The sequence below is a fragment of the Verrucosispora sp. WMMC514 genome (assembly GCF_027497295.1).
In the GTDB taxonomy this organism is placed as follows: Bacteria; Actinomycetota; Actinomycetes; order Mycobacteriales; family Micromonosporaceae; genus Micromonospora; species Micromonospora palythoicola.
The window spans coordinates 2,806,252-2,823,055 of sequence record NZ_CP114906.1 but is presented as its reverse complement, the minus strand read 5'-3'; the positions used below and the strand labels follow the sequence as shown (position 1 = coordinate 2,823,055).

Genomic DNA, 16,804 nt, shown 5'->3' with positions numbered 1-16,804 from the left:
GTATCCTGGCGGCGTGACCACGTTGGACCGCCTCTCCGCCGAAAAGTACATCCTCCTGACGACGTTCCGGAAGGACGGTCGTGCGGTGCCGACCCCGGTCTGGGCGGTCCGCGACGGCGACGCCCTGGCGGTGTGGTCGGCGGCCGACGCCGGCAAGGTGAAGCGGATCCGCCGCAGCGGGCACGTCACCGTGGCTCCCTGCGACGTACGCGGCCGGCCACACGGCGAGGCGGTGCCGGCCCGGGCGAGCCTGTACGACCCGGGCGCGACCAACCGCATCCGTGGCCTGATCAAGCAGAAGTACCGGGTGATCGGCCGGCTGACCCTGCTCGGCAGCCGGCTGCGCCGGGGCGAGGGTGGCACGGTGGGCATCCGGGTCGAGCTGACCGACTGACGTCGCGGCCCGGTGCCCGGGTACGCCGGCCCCGGGCATGGCGAAGGGCGACGGACCACGGTCCGCCGCCCTTCGTGAAGCTCTGTTATCAACCGTGTGGTCAGTCCCCCTGGCGCTGCTGCGGAATCTGTCCCTGCAGCAGTGCCCTGACCTCAGACTCGCGGTATCGGCGGTGACCGCCGAGGGTCCGGATGGCGCTCAGCTTGCCAGCCTTCGCCCAACGGGTCACCGTCTTCGGGTCGACACGGAACATCGACGCCACCTCGGCCGGTGTGAGTAGCGGCTCTGGTTCGTGCGTTCGCGATGCCATCGGTCACTCCTCCACATGTATAGACATCGGCCGGGGTCCCGCCGGCCGACGCGTCTCCCATGGTCCGGCTAGTCCCCGATGTCCGACATGGGCCGAACGGCCGAACGTCCCTAGACGGACGGATGAACCATGCCCGATTTATACGACTTTTACACGCCACAAAGTAACTTATTCGGACTCATGATCACGGTTCGTGATGCGTCAACTACGAAGCAACCTCGCGTTGCGCCGGGAAATTGGGACATTAGCCCCCTAGTTGCAGCGCTCCAGAAGTTGCACCGCGCGCCATCGCGCGACCAACTTGTCGTACGCGGCCGACGCCTCCTCCGCCTCGCCCCGGGACAGCCCGGCCAACCCGGCCGCGACCAGTTCCGGCGAGTCGTCCTCGGCCAGGGTCTCGTCCGAGAGCAGCTCGACCAGCCCGCCGTAGTCGAGTTCCACCACCGAACGCGGGTGGAACTCCTCCAGCCAGCGGGCCGCCTCCTCGACCGCCTCCGTGATCGGCGCGTCGCCGACCGACTTGCGGAGCACCGCGAGCGCCCGGGACGAGCGACGGCGAGCCTTGGAGATCTCCGTCCGGAAGCGCAGTGAGCGCCGGTCGGGGACGGTCACATGGTTGCGCTCCTGCGCCTCGAAGAGCACGAACCAGCGCAGCGGTACGCCCCAGGTGGCGATCTGTTCGTGCACCCGCGGAACGCCGTGCTCGAGCACCCGGGCGCCGCTGCGCCAGTCCTCCACCACCGCCTTGGCCTGCCCGGCCAGCACCGGCGGCACGAAGGCGTCGGCCAGCACCGGCGGCACGCCGTCCCGCGCGCTCAACGCCGCCTCGGCCACCCGGATCCGCAGGTTCCACGGGCACACCAGCAGCGTCTCGTCGGTCTCCAGCACGTACGCCTCGTCCGGCAGATCCGGCAGCCGCGTCCACCCGGCACCGAGCGCCTCGATGACCGAGGTCCGCTGCCGGCCGGGCCCCTCGACCGGCGCCACGGCCCGCCCCTGCTCGACGTAGCGCCGCCAGTAGGACTGGCGGTCCCGGTCGAAGGCGGTCAGCGGCTCGTACACGCGCAGGTATGAAGCGAAGAGCGACGGCACGGCGCGATCCTCCCACGAACGGCAAGCCGAGCGTTGCTCGGCGTCACCGGGCGACCTGACGCGCCGGCAGGAGCAACCCGGGCAAAGCACTGCGCGCCGCCTCGTCCGCGGCGCGGAGGCGGGGCCGGGACGGACCGCCCGAGGGGCGGGACGGCGACCACTGGGGTACGGCGCGACGCCCGCCGATACTAGGCTCGCAGCACCGGCAGCATCCCCGCCGGGTTGACCAGGTCCGCGCCTCACGAGGGCGCCCGCCGACACAGGAGCCAGTCATGGGCGTATTCGCCACCACGGACGACCCGGAGTCCACGGGTCACGAACAGGTCGTGTTCTGCCAGGACAAGCAGACCGGCCTGAAGGCGATCATCGGCATCTACTCCACCGCGCTGGGTCCCGCGCTCGGCGGCACCCGGTTCTACCCGTACGACAGCGAAGAGGCCGCGCTCGCCGACGTGCTCGACCTCTCCCGCGGCATGGCGTACAAGAACGCCCTCGCCGGCCTGGACCTGGGCGGCGGCAAGGCGGTCATCTGGGGCGACCCCGAGCAGATCAAGAGCGAGGCGCTGCTGCGCGCCTACGGCCGCTTCGTGGAGTCCCTCGGTGGTCGTTACTACACCGCCTGCGACGTCGGCACCTACGTGCCGGACATGGACGTGATCGCCCGGGAGACCCGGTACGTCACCGGCCGCAGCGTCGAGCACGGCGGGGCGGGCGACTCCTCGATCCTCACCGCCTGGGGTGTCTTCCAGGGCATGCGGGCGGCGGCCGAGCACGTCTGGGGCGTGCCGACGCTGCGCGGTCGGCGGGTCGGCGTCGCCGGGCTGGGCAAGGTCGGCAAGTACCTCGTCGGTCACCTGTCGGAGGACGGGGCCGAGGTGGTCGCCACCGACGTGAACCCGCGCGCCCTGGACTGGGCGCGTACCACCCACCCCGAGGTCCACCTCGTCGACGACGCTTCCACCCTGGTCGCCGCCGACATCGACGTGTACGCCCCGTGCGCCCTCGGCGGCGCGCTGGACGACGACACGGTGGCGGCGCTGCGGGCCAAGGTGGTCGCCGGGGCGGCCAACAACCAGCTCGCCCACTCCGGCGTGGAGAAGCTGCTCGCCGACCGGGGCATCCTCTACGCGCCCGACTACGTGGTGAACGCCGGCGGTGTGATCCAGGTCGCGGACGAGATCGAGGGCTTCGACTTCGAGCGGGCCAAGTTGCGCGCCACCCGGATCTACGACACCACGCGGGAGATCCTCCGCCTGGCCGACACCGACGGCGTGCCGCCGGCCGTGGCGGCGGACCGGCTGGCCGAGCGGCGGATGGCCGAGATCGGCCGGCTGCGCGCGATTCACCTGCGCTGACGACGCGTCGTCGGGGCGGGGCCCGATGGTCCCGCCCTCGACACCCCGGTCGGGCTAATCTGAACATACGACGTGTTCGTGGAGATTTGCCTCATGTCACGACCGATCCCAGCATCGCTCCTTACCGGGTACACTGGGTGACGTCCTGATGACCGCAACGCGCGGTCGCGGTCGTAGGTAACCCGAGGTGCCGAACGGTGGCATCCCCATGTACCGTAAGAGCCACGAGAGATGCCTGACGTCATCGGGGCCCGCCTTCGGGCTGCCCCGCATTCTGTGCGAGGGGGTCGAGCCATGGGGCGCGGCCGTGCTAAGGCCAAGCAGACAAAGGTGGCCCGGGAGCTGAAGTACCACTCCCCGAACACCGACCTCGCCGCCTTGCAGCGAGAACTCGGCGGCAGCGGCAAGTCGGACCGCAACTTCGACGACGACTACAAAGAGTACGTCGACGATGACGAGGACCACTCCGACGACGACCCGGACAACTGGGTCCGTCCGACCCGCTGACCCCCGGTCACATCTGAGCACGCGGTGACTCCCCGCGTGCTCACGCATGTGCCCGCTACGCGGCGGCGTGCAGCACCCGACGAGCCGAGGGCCCACCACGGCCGGAACTACGCTCCGGCGCGTGACGGGCCCTCGGCACGGACGGGTCAGCGGGGACGGTTGTTCCAGTTGTAGAACGTCGGGATGTTCTCGAAGTGGTTCCAGGCGCAGACCGCACTGGCTCCGTCGCCACCGGCCACCTCCGCCCGTAGTCGACGCGCGACCTCGGCCTCGTGGAGCAGGGCGTTGAGTCCGGCAGCGACCGCCCGCACCCGGTCGGCGACCCGGTCGGGTTCGTCTCCCGTCGCGGTCTCAGGCTGCCGGTGACTGGTGGTCTCGGGCATGCTCCAACACTCCCTCCAGTAGGCGGATCTTGCTGTTGCGGCAGTGCTCGGTCTCCGTACCGTCAAAACGCCCCAGCTCGAAGTAGCGGTTCGCCGCGTGGCCTCCGCCACAGAAACCGAAGTACGGGCAGGCGGAGCGGCACGCCTCCACGCCGTCGATGAACTCACCGACCCAGGCCGTGCGCGCCGCGGCGGCCAGGATGGTGTGCAACGGGGTGGTGAGCACGCTTCCGCTGGAGAAGTCGCCGTAGCGCGGATCGGTGAAGCCGGCCAGCTCGGGCGAGAGCACCACGACCGAGCCGTCGTACGCCACCGTCGGTATCGGGTCGAGCCTGCCGGGCAGCAGGTCGTCCGCCGTACCGTCCAGCACCGCCGCGGCGTACCGCAACGACCACTCCACCTCCCGCAGGTGGATCCGGGGATCCCGACGCCAGGCCGAGACCAGCTCGGCCCAGAACCCGGTCACGACCGGGGCGGCATGGGCGTTGTCCCGGGTGTTGACGCCCTCGGTCTCCTCGATGTTGACGCCGAGCACCTCACAACCGAGATCGAGGAAGTAGTCGTACAGCTCGGTGGCCCGGCCGGGGGACGGGTCGTTGACCACCGCGAGCGCCGAGAACGGCAGCCCGTGCCGACGCAACGCGGCCACCCCGCGGACGATCCGGTCGTACGCCGGCCGGCCCGCCCGGGTGACCCGCTCACCGTTGCGTTCCCGTGGCCCGTCCACGCTCACGCTCACCCGCATCCGGTGCCGGGCGAAGAACTCGCACCAGGCGTCGTCGATCAGGGTGGCGTTGGTCTGGACGTGGTGCTCCACCTCGGGCCCGAAGGGCGCCATCAGCGCCGCCAGCCGCTCCCGGCCGGCGGCCAGCGGCTCCCCGCCGTGCCACACCACCGAGAACCGGTCGGTGGCCGCCCAGCGGTTCACCGAGGCGGCCACCGCCTCGGCCACCGCCACCGGCATCTGCCGGTCCGCCGCCCGAAACGGCAGGTAGCAGTACGCGCAGTCGAGATTGCAGAGGGTGGTGGGCTGCATCACGACGTACGACGGGACGGTGGCCAGGCCCCGCATCCCGCCCAATGACCGTCCCCGCGCAGCCATCGCCCTCCTCCGTAGCGGTCTTGGGCTGCCGGGCGCGACCCGGCCTGGGCGCGCCCCGCAGCTCTCGAGGGTGCCCTTCAGGCTAGGCGGCGACGGCCACTCGGGTGAAGCCCTGATCAGGTGGTCGGACGATCAGCGCAAAGTCATCATCCTCGGGTGTGCTGCCCGACCATCCGCACCTCACCGGTGCCCTCGATGATCTCGCCGACCTGCCAGGCGTCGACGCCGCGCCCGGTGAGCGTGGCCAGCGCCCGGTCGGCGTCCTCCGCCGACACGATGGCGAACATGCCGACGCCCATGTTGAAGGTCGCCTCCATCTCCGGGTCCTCGATCCGGCCCTTGGACTGGACCAGGTCGAAGACCGGCTGCGGCTTCCACGTCGACCGGTTGACCACGGCGTCCACGTGTTCCGGCAGGATCCGCACCAGGTTGCCGGGGATGCCACCGCCGGTGACGTGGGCCAGCGCCCGTACCTCGGCCTCGGCGATCAGCTTGAGGCAGTCCTGCGCGTAGATCTTGGTGGGGGTGAGCAGTTCCTCGCCGAGGGTGCGCTGGCGACCGAAGTCGTCGATCACCACGTCCAGTCGCATCCGGCCGGCGCCGAGCAGTACGTGCCGGACCAGGGAGTAACCGTTCGAGTGCAGGCCCGACGATCGCATGGCGATCACCACGTCGCCCACCTCGACCCGCTCGGAGCTGAGGATCTCGCTCTCCTCCACCACGCCGACACCGGTGGCGGAGATGTCGTACTCGTCGGGGCGCAGCACACCCGGGTGCTCGGCGGTCTCGCCACCCAGCAGCGCGCAGCCCGCGTACCGGCAGCCGTCGGCGATGCCGGCGCCGATCTCGGCGACCTTGTCCGGCACGACCTCGCCGGTGGCGATGTAGTCGAGCAGGAACAGCGGCTCCGCACCGCAGGCGACCAGGTCGTCGACGACCATCGCGACGAGGTCGATGCCGACCGTGTCGTGGATGTCCATCTGCTGGGCGATCACCAGCTTGGTGCCGACGCCGTCGGTGGAGGAGGCCAGGATCGGGTGCTTGTACTTCGTGGTGTCCAGCCGGAACAGGCCGGCGAAACCGCCGAGGTCACCCATCACCTCCGGCCGGCGGGTCTGCTTCACCTTCGACTTGAGCAGCTCCACGGCACGGTCACCCGCCTCGATGGACACGCCGGCGTCCGCGTACGAGACCGCGCGTTTGCGCGCCGGCCGGCCGGAGCCGGCCGTCCAGGGCTGACGGTCCCCGCCAGCGCCGCTCGGGCTGCTTCCTGCGCCGCTGCGCTCGGACACGTGCGTCACGGTTCTCCCCTTAGTGGTTCTCGGCTGTCGCGTCGACGGTGACCGGCGCCGCAGCCGGGTGGTGCTACGGGCGGTTTGTGGTCGCCGACGGTTTGAGGTCGCCGAAGCTGTCGAGTTGCGGGACGAGTTGCTCGGCGGATCCGATCTCGTCGGCCGAGTGGTTGGCGACCCGGCGGCCGATCCCTTCGAGCACGTGCTTGCCGATCAGGTTGCCGACCGGCAGCTCGATCGGGTACTCCCCGTCGAAGCAGGCGCGGCAGAGTCGGGTCTTCGGCTGCTCGGTCGCGGCGATCAGGCCGGACAACGAGACGTAGCCCAGCGTGTCCGCGCCGATCGAGCGCCGGATGCCGTCGTTGTCGAGGCCGTTGGCGAGCAGTTCGGCGCGGGTGGCGAAGTCGATGCCGTAGAAGCACGGCCAGGAGACCGGCGGCGAGGAGATGCGTACGTGCACCTCGACCGCGCCGGCCTCGCGCAGCATCCGCACGATCGCGCGCTGGGTGTTGCCGCGGACGATGGAGTCGTCGACCACGACCAGACGCTTGCCCCGCACGTTCTCGCGCAGGGGGTTGAGTTTGAGCCGGATGCCGAGCTGGCGCAGCGTCTGCGACGGCTGGATGAAGGTACGGCCGACGTAGGGGTTCTTCACCAGGCCGGCACCGTAGGTGATGCCCGACGCCTCGGCGTAACCGATCGCCGCCGGCGTGCCCGACTCGGGCACCGGGATCACCAGGTCGGCGTCGACCGGGTGTTCCTTGGCCAGTTGCCGCCCGATCTGCACCCGGGCGGCGTGCACGTTGCGGCCGGCGATGGTGGCGTCCGGGCGGGCGATGTAGACGTACTCGAAGAGGCAGCCCTTGGGCTCGGGTGCGGCGAACCTGGTGGACCGCAGCCCCTCCGCGTCGATCGCGATCAGCTCGCCCGGCTCGACCTCGCGGACCACGCTGGCACCGACGATGTCCAGCGCGGCGGTCTCGCTGGCCACCACCCAGCCGCGTTCGAGTCGGCCCAGCACCAGCGGACGCACGCCGTGCGGGTCGCGCGCGGCGTAGAGGGTCGACTCGTCCATGAAGACGAAGCTGAACGCGCCGCGCAGTCGCGGCAGCACCTCAAGCGCGGCCGCCTCGACAGAGAGATCCGGCCGGCTGGCCAGCAGCATGGTGACCAACGAGGTGTCGTTCGTCGAACCGTCGGTGCCCAGGCCGCGCTCGGCCACCTCACGCTGCAACTCGGCCGTGTTGACCAGGTTTCCGTTGTGCGCCAGCGCGATGGTGGTGCCCGAACTGGTCGCCCGGATGGTCGGCTGGGCGTTCTCCCAGGTCGACGCGCCGGTGGTGGAGTAACGGGCGTGCCCGATCGCGACGTGCCCGCGCAGGCTGGCCAGCGTCGGCTCGTCGAAGACCTGGGCCACCAGGCCGAGATCCTTGTAGACCACCACGCCGGAGCCGTCGCTGACCGCTATGCCGGCCGCCTCCTGCCCCCGGTGCTGCAACGCGTACAGCCCGAAGTAGGTCAGGTTGGCGACCTCCTCCCCCGGGGCCCAGACGCCGAAGACACCACACGCGTCCTGGGGGCCGGGTCGCTGGGGATCAAGGTCGTGGCTCAGCCGGCCGTCGCCTCGGGGCACCTGCCGCTCCCTCTTGCTGGTCTGGACTGGCCTGGCGGAACCACGGGGGTTGCTCCGCACCTCTCGGCCGGGGACCACACTGTCGTCGCCTGACAGTGTACGCGAATCCATGTCGCCACATACAGTCACATTATCGGCGCTCTGTGTCATCCGATCTCGGCTGTCACCGCAGTTCGAGGGGCAGATAGGCGGACAGGTCCGCGCGAGCGCCACTCGCCTTTACGCGACCCTCCGTGACCGCCCGCGCCCAGTCGAGTCGCCCCGCGGCCAGACCGAGCCAGGTTTCCGGATCCATCTCCACCGTGTTCGGCGGAGTACCGCGGGTGTGTCGCGGCCCCGGAACGCACTGAACTGCACCGTAAGGTGGGACTCGCACCTCCACCGATCGGCCGGGGGCGCGGTCCGCGAGGAGGGTCAACAGGGCCCTGACCGCCTCGCGGAGCACCGACCGTTCGGGTGCACGCCCCTCATCGAGCGCCGACAGTGCCGCCGCTACCGAGGCGGACTTAATGTACGGAGAGGACACGACGGGACGATACGGCGTGACCGCGCCGGCCGTCACGCTGGCCCTGGGTCGCGCCGATCCGGCCGGACAAGGCATAGTTGCCGACGGCGTATTCGTACCGTGATGTTCCCCCGCCCGGCACCCGCCGGCCAGGGGAGGTCAGTCCGGAAGGCGGTGGACGTGTCAACACACCGACGAGCCTGGCACAAGCGGGCCGGTGTGGTCGTGGCGCTGATGATCGGTGCCCTGCTCGCCGTCCCAGCCACACCCGCCTTCGCCGACGACCCGGACGTCCAGATCACGAACCTGCCGAACGGTACCCTCCAGTCCGGCCAGCAAACGTCGATGACGTTCACCGTCAAGAACAACAACGATGCACCGACGCCGTTCAGGATCACCGTCAGCACCTTCAATGGTCTGAGCTGCCAGGGCAGCTGCAACATTCCGGCCCAGCTGATTCCGGGTCAGGGAACGTCAGACCCGATCACGGTGAACCTGGTCGCGGGTGATGTGGCCGCTGGTCAGGAGCGCTCCGGCAAGGTGCGGGTGTCCGCCCAGGCCGGCGGTGACCAGGGCAGTGACGAGCGGGACATGACGGTGCGGGGCCCCAACCCACCGCCGACGACGCAGGCGCCGCAGACGGTGCGGTCGATCTCCGGCAAGGTCGTCAACCAGGGCGGCGAGGCGGTGCCGAACGCGTACGTCCTGCTCAAGGACAGCGCCGGGAAGCAGCGGGACACCACCACCAACGGCGACGGCAACTTCCGGTTCACCGGCAGCAGCGACAACCCGATCGCGCCCGGGCGGATCGACATCGGCGCGAGCGCCGAGAACAAGAACGCCGTGGCGAGCTTCACCGCCAACGCCGGGCAGAGCATCACCGGACGGCGGATCACCCTGCCGATCGCGGCGGCCTCGGAGAGCCCGAGCGCCAGCCCGTCGGCCAGCGAGTCGGCGGTGCCGACCGAGGATCCGTTCGAGGACGAACTCGGCGAGGACGAGGAGACCGCTGGCGAGAGCGCCGCCGCCCAGGCCCCGGCCTCCAACGAGGACTCCGGTGGCTTCGGCAACTGGCTGCTCATCCTGCTGGGTGGTCTCTTCGTGGCCGTCGGTGTCGGCACGATCGTGCTGCTGTGGATGAAGCGCAAGGAGAACGAGGACGGCGAGCCGGACGGTGACGTGCCCGCCGGTGCTCCGGCCGGCGCGGTCCCGGCCGCCCGTGGCTCGTTCGCCGGCGCGGACGACCAGACCCGGGTGGTGAACCGGGTCGGTGCCGCACCGGACCCGACGATGGTCGGCGGCCCCGGGTTGGCCAACGCGCCGACGATGATGCACCAGCCGGTGGTCGACGACGTCCCGCCGGACCCCTACGGCGCACCGCCGCAGCCCTACGGCGCCGCGAGCGGACCGGGTGGCTGGTCCGGTGGCGGCGGCTACGGCGACGAGCCGGGCGGTTACGGCGCCGCGGGCTACGGCAACGCTCCCTCGTCCGGCAGTGGCTACGGCAACGCCCCGTCCTCCGGTGGCGGCTACGGCAACGCTCCGTCCTCCGGCAGTGGCTACGGCAACGCCCCCTCCTCCGGTGGCGGCTACGGCAACGGGCCGGCGGCGGGCGGCGGCTACGGCAGCCGCGACTACGGTGCCGGCAACGCCGGCCCGGACTACCCCCCGGCGGGTGGCGGCTACGGCGAGCGGTACGACGAGCCGACCGGCCGCTACCAGGGCGAGGAGACGGCCTACCCGGCCCCCGCCGACCCGTACGCCACCGGGATGTACCAGCCGGACGCCGGCGGCCCGGGCTACGGCCAGTCCGAGCCGGGCGGTTACGGGCGGAGCGAGGCCGGCGGCGACTACGGCCGCAACGAGCCCACCGGCGGGTACGGTCAGAGCGACCCGACGCGGGGTTACCGGCACGGCGAGCCGGGCGGATACGGCCAGAGCGACGCGACTCGCGGCTACGGCGAGGGTGAGTCGGGTGGCGGCTACGGCCAGGCCGACCCGAACCGGGGCTACGCTCCGGGCCAGTCCGGTGGCGGCTACGGCGCGTCGCCGAATGGTGGGTACGACCAGCCGGCCGGGAGCTACGGCCAGGACGCCGGGCACCAACGCGGTGGCTACGACAACACCAGCTACGACAACGCTTACGACCAGGGTGGCTACGGCGGCGCATACGGCCAGGACGCGCCGTCACGTGGTGGGTACGACCAGGGTGGTTACGGCGGCGGCCAGGGCGGCGGCGGGTACGGCCAGGAGCCCCCACGCCAACGCGGTGGTTACGACGAAGGCTATGACCAGGGTGGCTACGGCCAAGGCGGCTACGGCGACCCGGCACAGGCCGGCCGCGGCCGGCCGGAGGGCACACCCCAGGACCGTGGCGGTCGCCGCCTGGACTGGCTCGACGACTAGCTGACGTGCCGGCCCGTCGAACCACACTGGACCGAACGACCGCATGTCACTCAGAAAGATTCATGTCTGAGTGACATGCGGTTCGCGCTACTCATCGTCGCCCACGCGACGGCGGGTGCGGGCTGACGGTCCGGCCGACGCCAGGCACCGCGGGCGGTCAGGCAGCGGAGAAGACGCCCTGACGCAGCAGTGGGATGACGTCGGAGGTGCCGAGGCGCAGCGCGATCTCGACATCCTCGGCGAAGCCGCCCTCGATCAGCTCTCGGCCGGAGACACAGCCGCGGACCGCCGCCGGTATGTCGGGGATGCTGGCCAACGCGGCAAGTGCCGTGGCCGCCTCCACCGAGAGCCCGCCGGGCGCCCCGGAGAGGGCGTCCAGCACGCTGGCCGCGCCCAGCTGGTCCTCCACCGACGGGCGCAACGAGCCGTCCGGCCACCGTTCACCGGCGGCCACCACGCCGACCGGGGCGGCAGTCGAGCCGTACCCCCGGCTGGTCAGCCATCGCCCGACGGCGCGGGCGTTGCGCAGGTTGGCCGCGACCACCGGCAGCCCGGTGGCGCTGGCGGCGGCGCTGATCGCCGAACCGTTCGGCGACGGCAGCACCAGGTCGGTCACCACCGGAGCCCGACTCAGCGCGGCCGGGGACAGCGACCACGGATGGTCACGGGTGACCTGCCGGCGGCCGGTCGCGGCGACCGCGCCGACCCGGCGCGCGTACGCGGCGGCCTGCTCACCCCAGGGAAACGGATGCACGCGCATCCCCCGACCCACCGCCACCTCGACGGTGGTGGTGAACGACAACACGTCCACCACCACCAGTGCGGCGCAGACCCGGCCGAGTTCGGCCGCACCCGCCAGGCCCCAGTCGAACCGGACCCCCGATCCCGGTTGGGCGGAAACGGCCGCGGCCAGCGCCTCAGCGCTCGTCGGGCGCGGGGGGCTGCTCGGTGTCACCGTGCTGCGGAGCGTCCGCCCCGGATGCCTCGTGGCTGCCCGCCGAGTCGGCCGGACCGGCGGCCTCGGCCGACGGCGCCGCGACGCGACCGGTACGCACCGGCGGGGTGGCCCGCTCGGCCGGCCGGTCGGCCGCCTCCTCGGTCGGGTCCACCGACGGCGCGGTTCCGGCCGACGCCGGTGCGGACTGAGCCTCGCCGTCGGTCTGCTCGGCCTGCTGCCGGCTGGTGGCCGGCTCCGAGGCCGGCTCAGCAGCGGTCGTCGCGCCGGGTGCTTCGGCCTGCGCCGCCGCGTCCTGGTCGACCCCGCCGGCCGGCGCGTCGATGACGACCTCGGCGACTGCCGGTGCGGTCACCTCGAACGGCTGCACGCCGCCGAACAGCGCCGGCAGGGTGCCGGTGTACGCCTCGCGCAGCTCGTCCAGGCTGATCCGGAACTGGCCGTGCACCTCCAGCGCGTCGGCGGTCGGGTCGGTGACGCCGATCAGCTCCCACGGCACGCCGTGCTCACCGCAGAGCGCGGTGAACGCCTTCTCGTGTCCGCGCGGCACCGAGACGAGCACCCGGCCGGCCGACTCGCTGAACAGGAAGACGAACGGCATCGAGGTGCCCTCGAAACGCTCCGGCACCGCGATCCGGGCCCCGACGCCGTGGCGCAGGCAGGACTCCACCAGGCTCTGCGCGAGACCACCGTCGGAGAGGTCGTGCGCGGAGCTGAGGTGACCGACCCGGGCCGCGTCGGCCAGCAGGCCGGCGAGCTGCTTCTCGCGGTCCAGGTCGACGTGCGGGGGTACGCCGCCGAGGTGCTGGTGGACGACCCAGGCCCACTCCGAGCCGGAGAGTTCCACGTGCGTCTCACCGAGCAGGAAGAGCTGGTCGTGGTCGGCACCGGCGCGCGGGACGAAGCCCGACGCCACCCGGTCGGCCACGTTCTCCAGCACGCCGAGCACGCCGACGACCGGCGTCGGGTGGATGGCCGCCGCCCCGGTCTGGTTGTAGAAGCTGACGTTGCCGCCGGTCACCGGGATGCCCAGCTCGGCGCAGCCGTCGGTCAGGCCGCGGACGGCCTCGGCGAACTGCCACATCACGCCCGGGTCCTCGGGCGAGCCGAAGTTCAGGCAGTCGGTGACCGCGATCGGCGTGGCGCCGGTCACCGCCACGTTCCGGTACGCCTCGGCCAACGCCAACTTGGCACCCTGATACGGGTCGAGCCGGGCGTACCGGCCGTTGCCGTCCACGGACAGCGCCACGCCCAGCCCGGTGCGCTCGTCGATGCGGATCACACCCGAGTCCTCCGGCTGGGCGAGCACGGTGTTGCCCAGCACGTAGCGGTCGTACTGCTCGGTGACCCAGGTCTTGTCGCAGAGGTTGGGCGAGGCGATCATCCGCAGCACGGTCTCGCGCAGCGTGTCCGGGTCGCCCGGCCGGGGCAGCGTCTCGGCCCGGTCGGCCTGGAGCAGGATCAGGTCCGCCGGCTCGCGCATCGGCCGGGCGTAGACCGGCCCGTCGTCCACGAGCGAGCCCGGCGGCACGTCCACCACCAGGTGGTCCCGCCAGGTGATGTGCAGCCGGCCCGGCGAACCGTCCGGCTCGGGGGCGGTGACCTCGCCGATCGCGGTGGCCCAGACGCCCCACTTCTCGGCGGTCTTGAGCACCGTCTCCAGCTTCTCCGGCGCGACGACCAGCAGCATCCGCTCCTGGGACTCGCTGGCCAGGATCTCATGCGGCTCCATCGACGGCTCGCGCAGCGGCACCCGCTCCAGCCATACCCGCATGCCGGTGCCGGCGGAGGCGGCCGTCTCGGTCAGGGCGCAGGTCAGGCCGGCACCGCCGAGGTCCTGGATACCGACGACCAGTTCGGCGTCGTACAGCTCCAGGCACGCCTCGATCAGCAGCTTCTCCATGAACGGGTCGCCCACCTGCACGGACGGGCGACGCTGCTCGCTGCCTTCGGTGAAGGTGGCGCTGGCCAGCACCGAGACGCCGCCGATGCCGTCCCGGCCGGTCTTGGCGCCCATCAGCACCACCACGTTGCCGGGACCTGTGGCTTCCTTCTTCTGCAGTCGGTCGACCGGCAGCACGCCCAGGCAGAGCGCGTTGACCAGGGGGTTGCCCTGATAGCAGGGGTCGAAGACCACTTCGCCACCGATGTTGGGCAGACCGAGGCAGTTGCCGTAGCCGCCGACCCCGGCGACCACGCCGGGGAGCACCCGGGCGGTGTCGGGGTGGTCCGCGGCGCCGAACCGCAGCGGGTCCATCACCGCCACCGGACGGGCGCCCATCGCCAGGATGTCGCGGACGATGCCGCCGACACCGGTCGCCGCGCCCTGGTACGGCTCGACGAAGCTCGGGTGGTTGTGCGACTCGACCTTGAAGGTCACCGCGAGTTCGTCGGAGATCCGCACGACCCCGGCGTTCTCCCCGATGCCGGCGAGCATCCGGTCGCTCGGCGGGGCCTTCTCGCCGAACTGCCGCAGATGCACCTTGCTGGACTTGTAGGAGCAGTGCTCGCTCCACATGATCGAGTACATCGCCAGCTCGGACTGGGTCGGCCGGCGACCCAGGATGTGCCGGATGCGGTCGTACTCGTCGTCGGCGAGCCCCAGCTCGGCGTACGGCTGAAGCTCCTCCGGGGTGCCCGCGGCGCGCGGCACGGTGTCCACCCCGTCCGCCCAGTCGGTGGCCGCCGGGACGGCGGCGTGCCGGGCCGGAGCGGCCGGCTGCGCCGGGACCGCCTCCGGGTTCTCCCGCACCGGGTCCGGGTGCGTGGTCATGACGTCTCCTTGTTGCGCTCGCCGCCCGACGGGCGGGTGAGCCGACCGATGATCCCGCCGCGCACGGTCACGCCGGCGCCCCCACCAGGTGCTTGAGCACCGAGGTGAAGAAGCCGAGACCGTCGAGGGAGGGGCCGGTGAGGGCCTCCACCGCGTGCTCGGGATGCGGCATGATGCCGACCACGTTGCCGGCCTGGTTGGTGATCGCGGCGATGTCGCGCTGCGATCCGTTGGGGTTGCCGCCGACGTAACGGGCGACGACCCGGCCCTCGGCCTCCAGCTGGTCCAACGTCGCCGGGTCGGCCACGTAGCAACCCTCGCCGTTCTTGACCGGGATCAACACCTCCTGGCCCGGCTGGAACGTGTTCGTCCAGGCGGTGGCGGTCGCCTCGATGCGCAGGATCTGGTCGCGGTTGCGGAAGTGCAGGTGCTGGTTGCGGGTGAGCGCCCCGGGCAGCAGGTGCGCCTCGCAGAGGATCTGGAAGCCGTTGCAGATGCCCAGCACGGGCAGGCCGCCGCCGGCGGCGTCGATGATCTTCTCCATCACCGGCGCGAACCGGGCGATGGCGCCGCAGCGCAGGTAGTCACCGTAGGAGAAGCCGCCCGGCAGGACGACCGCGTCCACCCCGTGCAGCTCCGCCTCGCCGTGCCAGAGACGGACCGGTTCGGCGCCGGCGATCCGTACGGCCCGGGCGGCGTCCCCGTCGTCGAGCGAGCCGGGGAACGTCACCACGCCGATCCGGGCGGTCACGGTCGGGCTTCCGCGGGCTCGTCGGTCTCGACCACGCGGACCGTGAAGTCCTCGATGACCGGGTTGGCGAGCAGCTTGTCGGCGATCTCCCGGGCCCGGTCCAGGTCCGGTTCACCGGTAAAGTCGATCTCGATCCGCCTGCCGATCCGTACCGAGGCGACGTCGTTGACGCCGAGCCGGGGCAGCGCGTTTGCGACGGCCTGGCCCTGAGGATCGAGGATCTCGGGCTTGAGCATGACGTCGACGACGACGCGAGGCACTGGGCACTCCTGACTGTGTACGCAGTTGGGTGCCGACCCACAACGGGCGAGCGCAGCCAGCCTACCTGGCAGATGCCGCGCCGGACGCACCGGCCGGAGGCCGCTGGAGCGCCGCTCGACCCCGCCCGCACGGACCGATCGGGACCGATACGGGTTCGTTGCGATCCCGATACGGCTTCGTTGCCAGCGCCCGACGGGTCGCGAGTGGCCTGGCGCCGGGAAATCGAGCTGTTACATCACCCTGTTTCAATGAACCTCTTGTGAAACACCTCACCGAGCCCTACGGTACATCGTCAGACGTCGATGTAACGACGTCGCGGTGGCGGCTCACCCCCGTCCGTCACCGCAGGCCGGCCCGGTGAACCCGGGTCCTGGGAACCCCGAAGGAGTCCCATGCGCATCCGATCCCTGCTCGCGGTCCTCGCCACCGCCATGGCCGCGGTGATGGGCGCCAGTTCAGGCGCCGTCGCCTCACCCGTCGCTCCCCTCATCATCGGCGGCGGCACCGTCTCCTCGGCGCCGTGGGCCGCCGCGGTCTTCAGCAACGGCTCGTTCACCTGCTCCGGCACGATCATCGCCCCGCAGTGGGTCCTCACCGCACGGCACTGCCTCGGCGGCTCGATGTCGGTCCGGGTGGGCAGCGTCTACCGCTCCTCCGGTGGTGTCACCCGCACGGTAAGCGCCACCTACGGCCGGTACGACCTGGCCCTGATGCGCCTGTCCAGCTCGGTGAGCACCAGCTACGTCACGCTGGCCTCGAGCAACCCGCCGGTCAACTCGACCAACTCGATCTACGGCTGGGGCATGACCTGCTACAGCGGCTGCTCGGCGTCGAGCCAGCTCAAGACCGCGAGCGTCCGGGTCACCAGCACGAACGTGAGTGACGCGTACGGCGGGCAGGCGATCCGGAGCACCCGGATCAACGGCAACGCCTGGCGTGGCGACTCGGGCGGACCGCAGTTCTACAACGGCCAGCAGGTCGGCGTGGCCTCCACCGCCGACGGCCAGAGCATCCAGAACTACGGCAGCGTCGCGTACAACCGTGCCTGGATCCGGTCCGTTTCCGGCGTCTGACGCGTTAGCGCC

Annotated in this window: 16 protein-coding genes; 5 read left to right on the top strand and 11 right to left on the bottom strand. The window is 71.5% G+C overall.

The window, feature by feature from the left end; genetic code table 11:
- The first annotated feature begins 13 nt into the window (after positions 1 to 13).
- Positions 14 to 394 (top strand): PPOX class F420-dependent oxidoreductase, encoded by a 381-nt coding sequence (locus O7597_RS12625; RefSeq protein ID WP_269740392.1) that lies wholly within the window; start codon positions 14 to 16, stop codon positions 392 to 394.
- A 100-nt stretch (positions 395 to 494) separates the two neighbouring features.
- Here O7597_RS12625 and O7597_RS12620 read toward each other — a convergent pair whose 3' ends face one another.
- Both O7597_RS12620 and O7597_RS12615 read right to left on the bottom strand, forming a co-directional pair.
- A complete protein-coding gene (locus O7597_RS12620; protein ID WP_007073996.1) occupies positions 495 to 704 on the bottom strand; it encodes a BldC family transcriptional regulator in 210 nt (69 codons plus the stop codon).
- A gap of 252 nt (positions 705 to 956) precedes the next feature.
- Positions 957 to 1,796, bottom strand: a complete 840-nt coding sequence (locus O7597_RS12615) for a hypothetical protein (protein WP_269740393.1) — start codon at positions 1,794 to 1,796, stop codon at positions 957 to 959.
- A gap of 272 nt (positions 1,797 to 2,068) precedes the next feature.
- On the opposite strand from O7597_RS12615, the gene O7597_RS12610 reads away from it, so the two are divergent.
- Both O7597_RS12610 and O7597_RS12605 read left to right on the top strand, forming a co-directional pair.
- Entirely contained in the window at positions 2,069 to 3,151 is a 1,083-nt protein-coding gene (locus tag O7597_RS12610) for a Glu/Leu/Phe/Val dehydrogenase (protein WP_269740394.1), read from the top strand.
- 294 nt (positions 3,152 to 3,445) lie between these two features.
- On the top strand, positions 3,446 to 3,658 hold the full coding sequence (locus tag O7597_RS12605) for a DUF3073 domain-containing protein (protein ID WP_093403828.1): 213 nt from the start codon (positions 3,446 to 3,448) through the stop codon (positions 3,656 to 3,658).
- A gap of 146 nt (positions 3,659 to 3,804) precedes the next feature.
- On the opposite strand, the gene amcA is transcribed toward O7597_RS12605, so the two are convergent.
- The 5 genes from amcA to O7597_RS12580 all read right to left on the bottom strand — a co-directional run bounded on the left by amcA (position 3,805) and on the right by O7597_RS12580 (position 8,594).
- Entirely contained in the window at positions 3,805 to 4,041 is a 237-nt protein-coding gene (gene amcA / locus O7597_RS12600) for a multiple cyclophane-containing RiPP AmcA (RefSeq protein WP_269740395.1), read from the bottom strand.
- Positions 4,010 to 5,113: a cyclophane-forming radical SAM peptide maturase AmcB gene (gene amcB / locus O7597_RS12595; protein ID WP_332317180.1), complete on the bottom strand. Its 1,104-nt coding sequence runs from the start codon at positions 5,111 to 5,113 to the stop codon at positions 4,010 to 4,012. The genes amcA and amcB overlap by 32 nt, the downstream gene beginning before the upstream one ends.
- A gap of 176 nt (positions 5,114 to 5,289) precedes the next feature.
- The gene (gene purM, locus O7597_RS12590; RefSeq protein WP_210939082.1) at positions 5,290 to 6,444 is read right to left on the bottom strand and encodes a phosphoribosylformylglycinamidine cyclo-ligase; all 1,155 of its coding nucleotides are present in this window, start codon (positions 6,442 to 6,444) and stop codon (positions 5,290 to 5,292) included.
- Positions 6,445 to 6,508: 64 nt separating this feature from the next.
- Entirely contained in the window at positions 6,509 to 8,068 is a 1,560-nt protein-coding gene (gene purF, locus O7597_RS12585; protein ID WP_281582794.1) for an amidophosphoribosyltransferase, read from the bottom strand.
- A 163-nt stretch (positions 8,069 to 8,231) separates the two neighbouring features.
- Positions 8,232 to 8,594, bottom strand: a complete 363-nt coding sequence (locus O7597_RS12580) for a sterol carrier family protein (RefSeq protein WP_269740398.1) — start codon at positions 8,592 to 8,594, stop codon at positions 8,232 to 8,234.
- Positions 8,595 to 8,696: 102 nt separating this feature from the next.
- Here O7597_RS12580 and O7597_RS12575 point away from each other — a divergent pair, with 102 nt between their 5' ends.
- The gene (locus tag O7597_RS12575) at positions 8,697 to 10,979 is read left to right on the top strand and encodes a carboxypeptidase regulatory-like domain-containing protein (protein WP_281583245.1); all 2,283 of its coding nucleotides are present in this window, start codon (positions 8,697 to 8,699) and stop codon (positions 10,977 to 10,979) included.
- Between the two features lie 157 nt (positions 10,980 to 11,136).
- Here the strand turns inward: O7597_RS12575 and O7597_RS12570 are convergent, their stop codons facing one another.
- The 4 genes from O7597_RS12570 to purS form a co-directional block, all read right to left on the bottom strand.
- Complete coding sequence (locus O7597_RS12570; protein WP_281583244.1) at positions 11,137 to 11,892, bottom strand: 2-phosphosulfolactate phosphatase; 756 nt, start codon at positions 11,890 to 11,892, stop codon at positions 11,137 to 11,139.
- A 4-nt stretch (positions 11,893 to 11,896) separates the two neighbouring features.
- Positions 11,897 to 14,707: a phosphoribosylformylglycinamidine synthase subunit PurL gene (purL, locus tag O7597_RS12565; RefSeq protein WP_281582793.1), complete on the bottom strand. Its 2,811-nt coding sequence runs from the start codon at positions 14,705 to 14,707 to the stop codon at positions 11,897 to 11,899.
- A gap of 67 nt (positions 14,708 to 14,774) precedes the next feature.
- On the bottom strand, positions 14,775 to 15,458 hold the full coding sequence (purQ, locus tag O7597_RS12560) for a phosphoribosylformylglycinamidine synthase subunit PurQ (RefSeq protein WP_269740401.1): 684 nt from the start codon (positions 15,456 to 15,458) through the stop codon (positions 14,775 to 14,777).
- Positions 15,455 to 15,718: a phosphoribosylformylglycinamidine synthase subunit PurS gene (purS, locus tag O7597_RS12555; protein ID WP_281582792.1), complete on the bottom strand. Its 264-nt coding sequence runs from the start codon at positions 15,716 to 15,718 to the stop codon at positions 15,455 to 15,457. The genes purQ and purS overlap by 4 nt, the downstream gene beginning before the upstream one ends.
- Positions 15,719 to 16,111: 393 nt before the next feature.
- Between purS and O7597_RS12550 the strand changes: the two genes are divergently transcribed.
- Positions 16,112 to 16,792: a trypsin-like serine protease gene (locus O7597_RS12550; protein ID WP_269740402.1), complete on the top strand. Its 681-nt coding sequence runs from the start codon at positions 16,112 to 16,114 to the stop codon at positions 16,790 to 16,792.
- Positions 16,793 to 16,804: the final 12 nt, after the last annotated feature.

What these genes read in the sequence shown, in the direction of transcription:
- O7597_RS12620 (WP_007073996.1), bottom strand. Translation starts at nt 704, where the DNA reads ATGGCATCGCGAACGCACGAACCAGAGCCGCTACTCACACCGGCCGAG.
- O7597_RS12610 (WP_269740394.1), top strand. Translation starts at nt 2,069, where the DNA reads ATGGGCGTATTCGCCACCACGGACGACCCGGAGTCCACGGGTCACGAA.
- O7597_RS12605 (WP_093403828.1), top strand. Translation starts at nt 3,446, where the DNA reads ATGGGGCGCGGCCGTGCTAAGGCCAAGCAGACAAAGGTGGCCCGGGAG.
- amcA (WP_269740395.1), bottom strand. Translation starts at nt 4,041, where the DNA reads ATGCCCGAGACCACCAGTCACCGGCAGCCTGAGACCGCGACGGGAGAC.
- amcB (WP_332317180.1), bottom strand. Translation starts at nt 5,113, where the DNA reads ATGCGGGGCCTGGCCACCGTCCCGTCGTACGTCGTGATGCAGCCCACC.
- O7597_RS12575 (WP_281583245.1), top strand. Translation starts at nt 8,697, where the DNA reads ATGTTCCCCCGCCCGGCACCCGCCGGCCAGGGGAGGTCAGTCCGGAAG.
- purL (WP_281582793.1), bottom strand. Translation starts at nt 14,707, where the DNA reads ATGACCACGCACCCGGACCCGGTGCGGGAGAACCCGGAGGCGGTCCCG.
- O7597_RS12550 (WP_269740402.1), top strand. Translation starts at nt 16,112, where the DNA reads ATGCGCATCCGATCCCTGCTCGCGGTCCTCGCCACCGCCATGGCCGCG.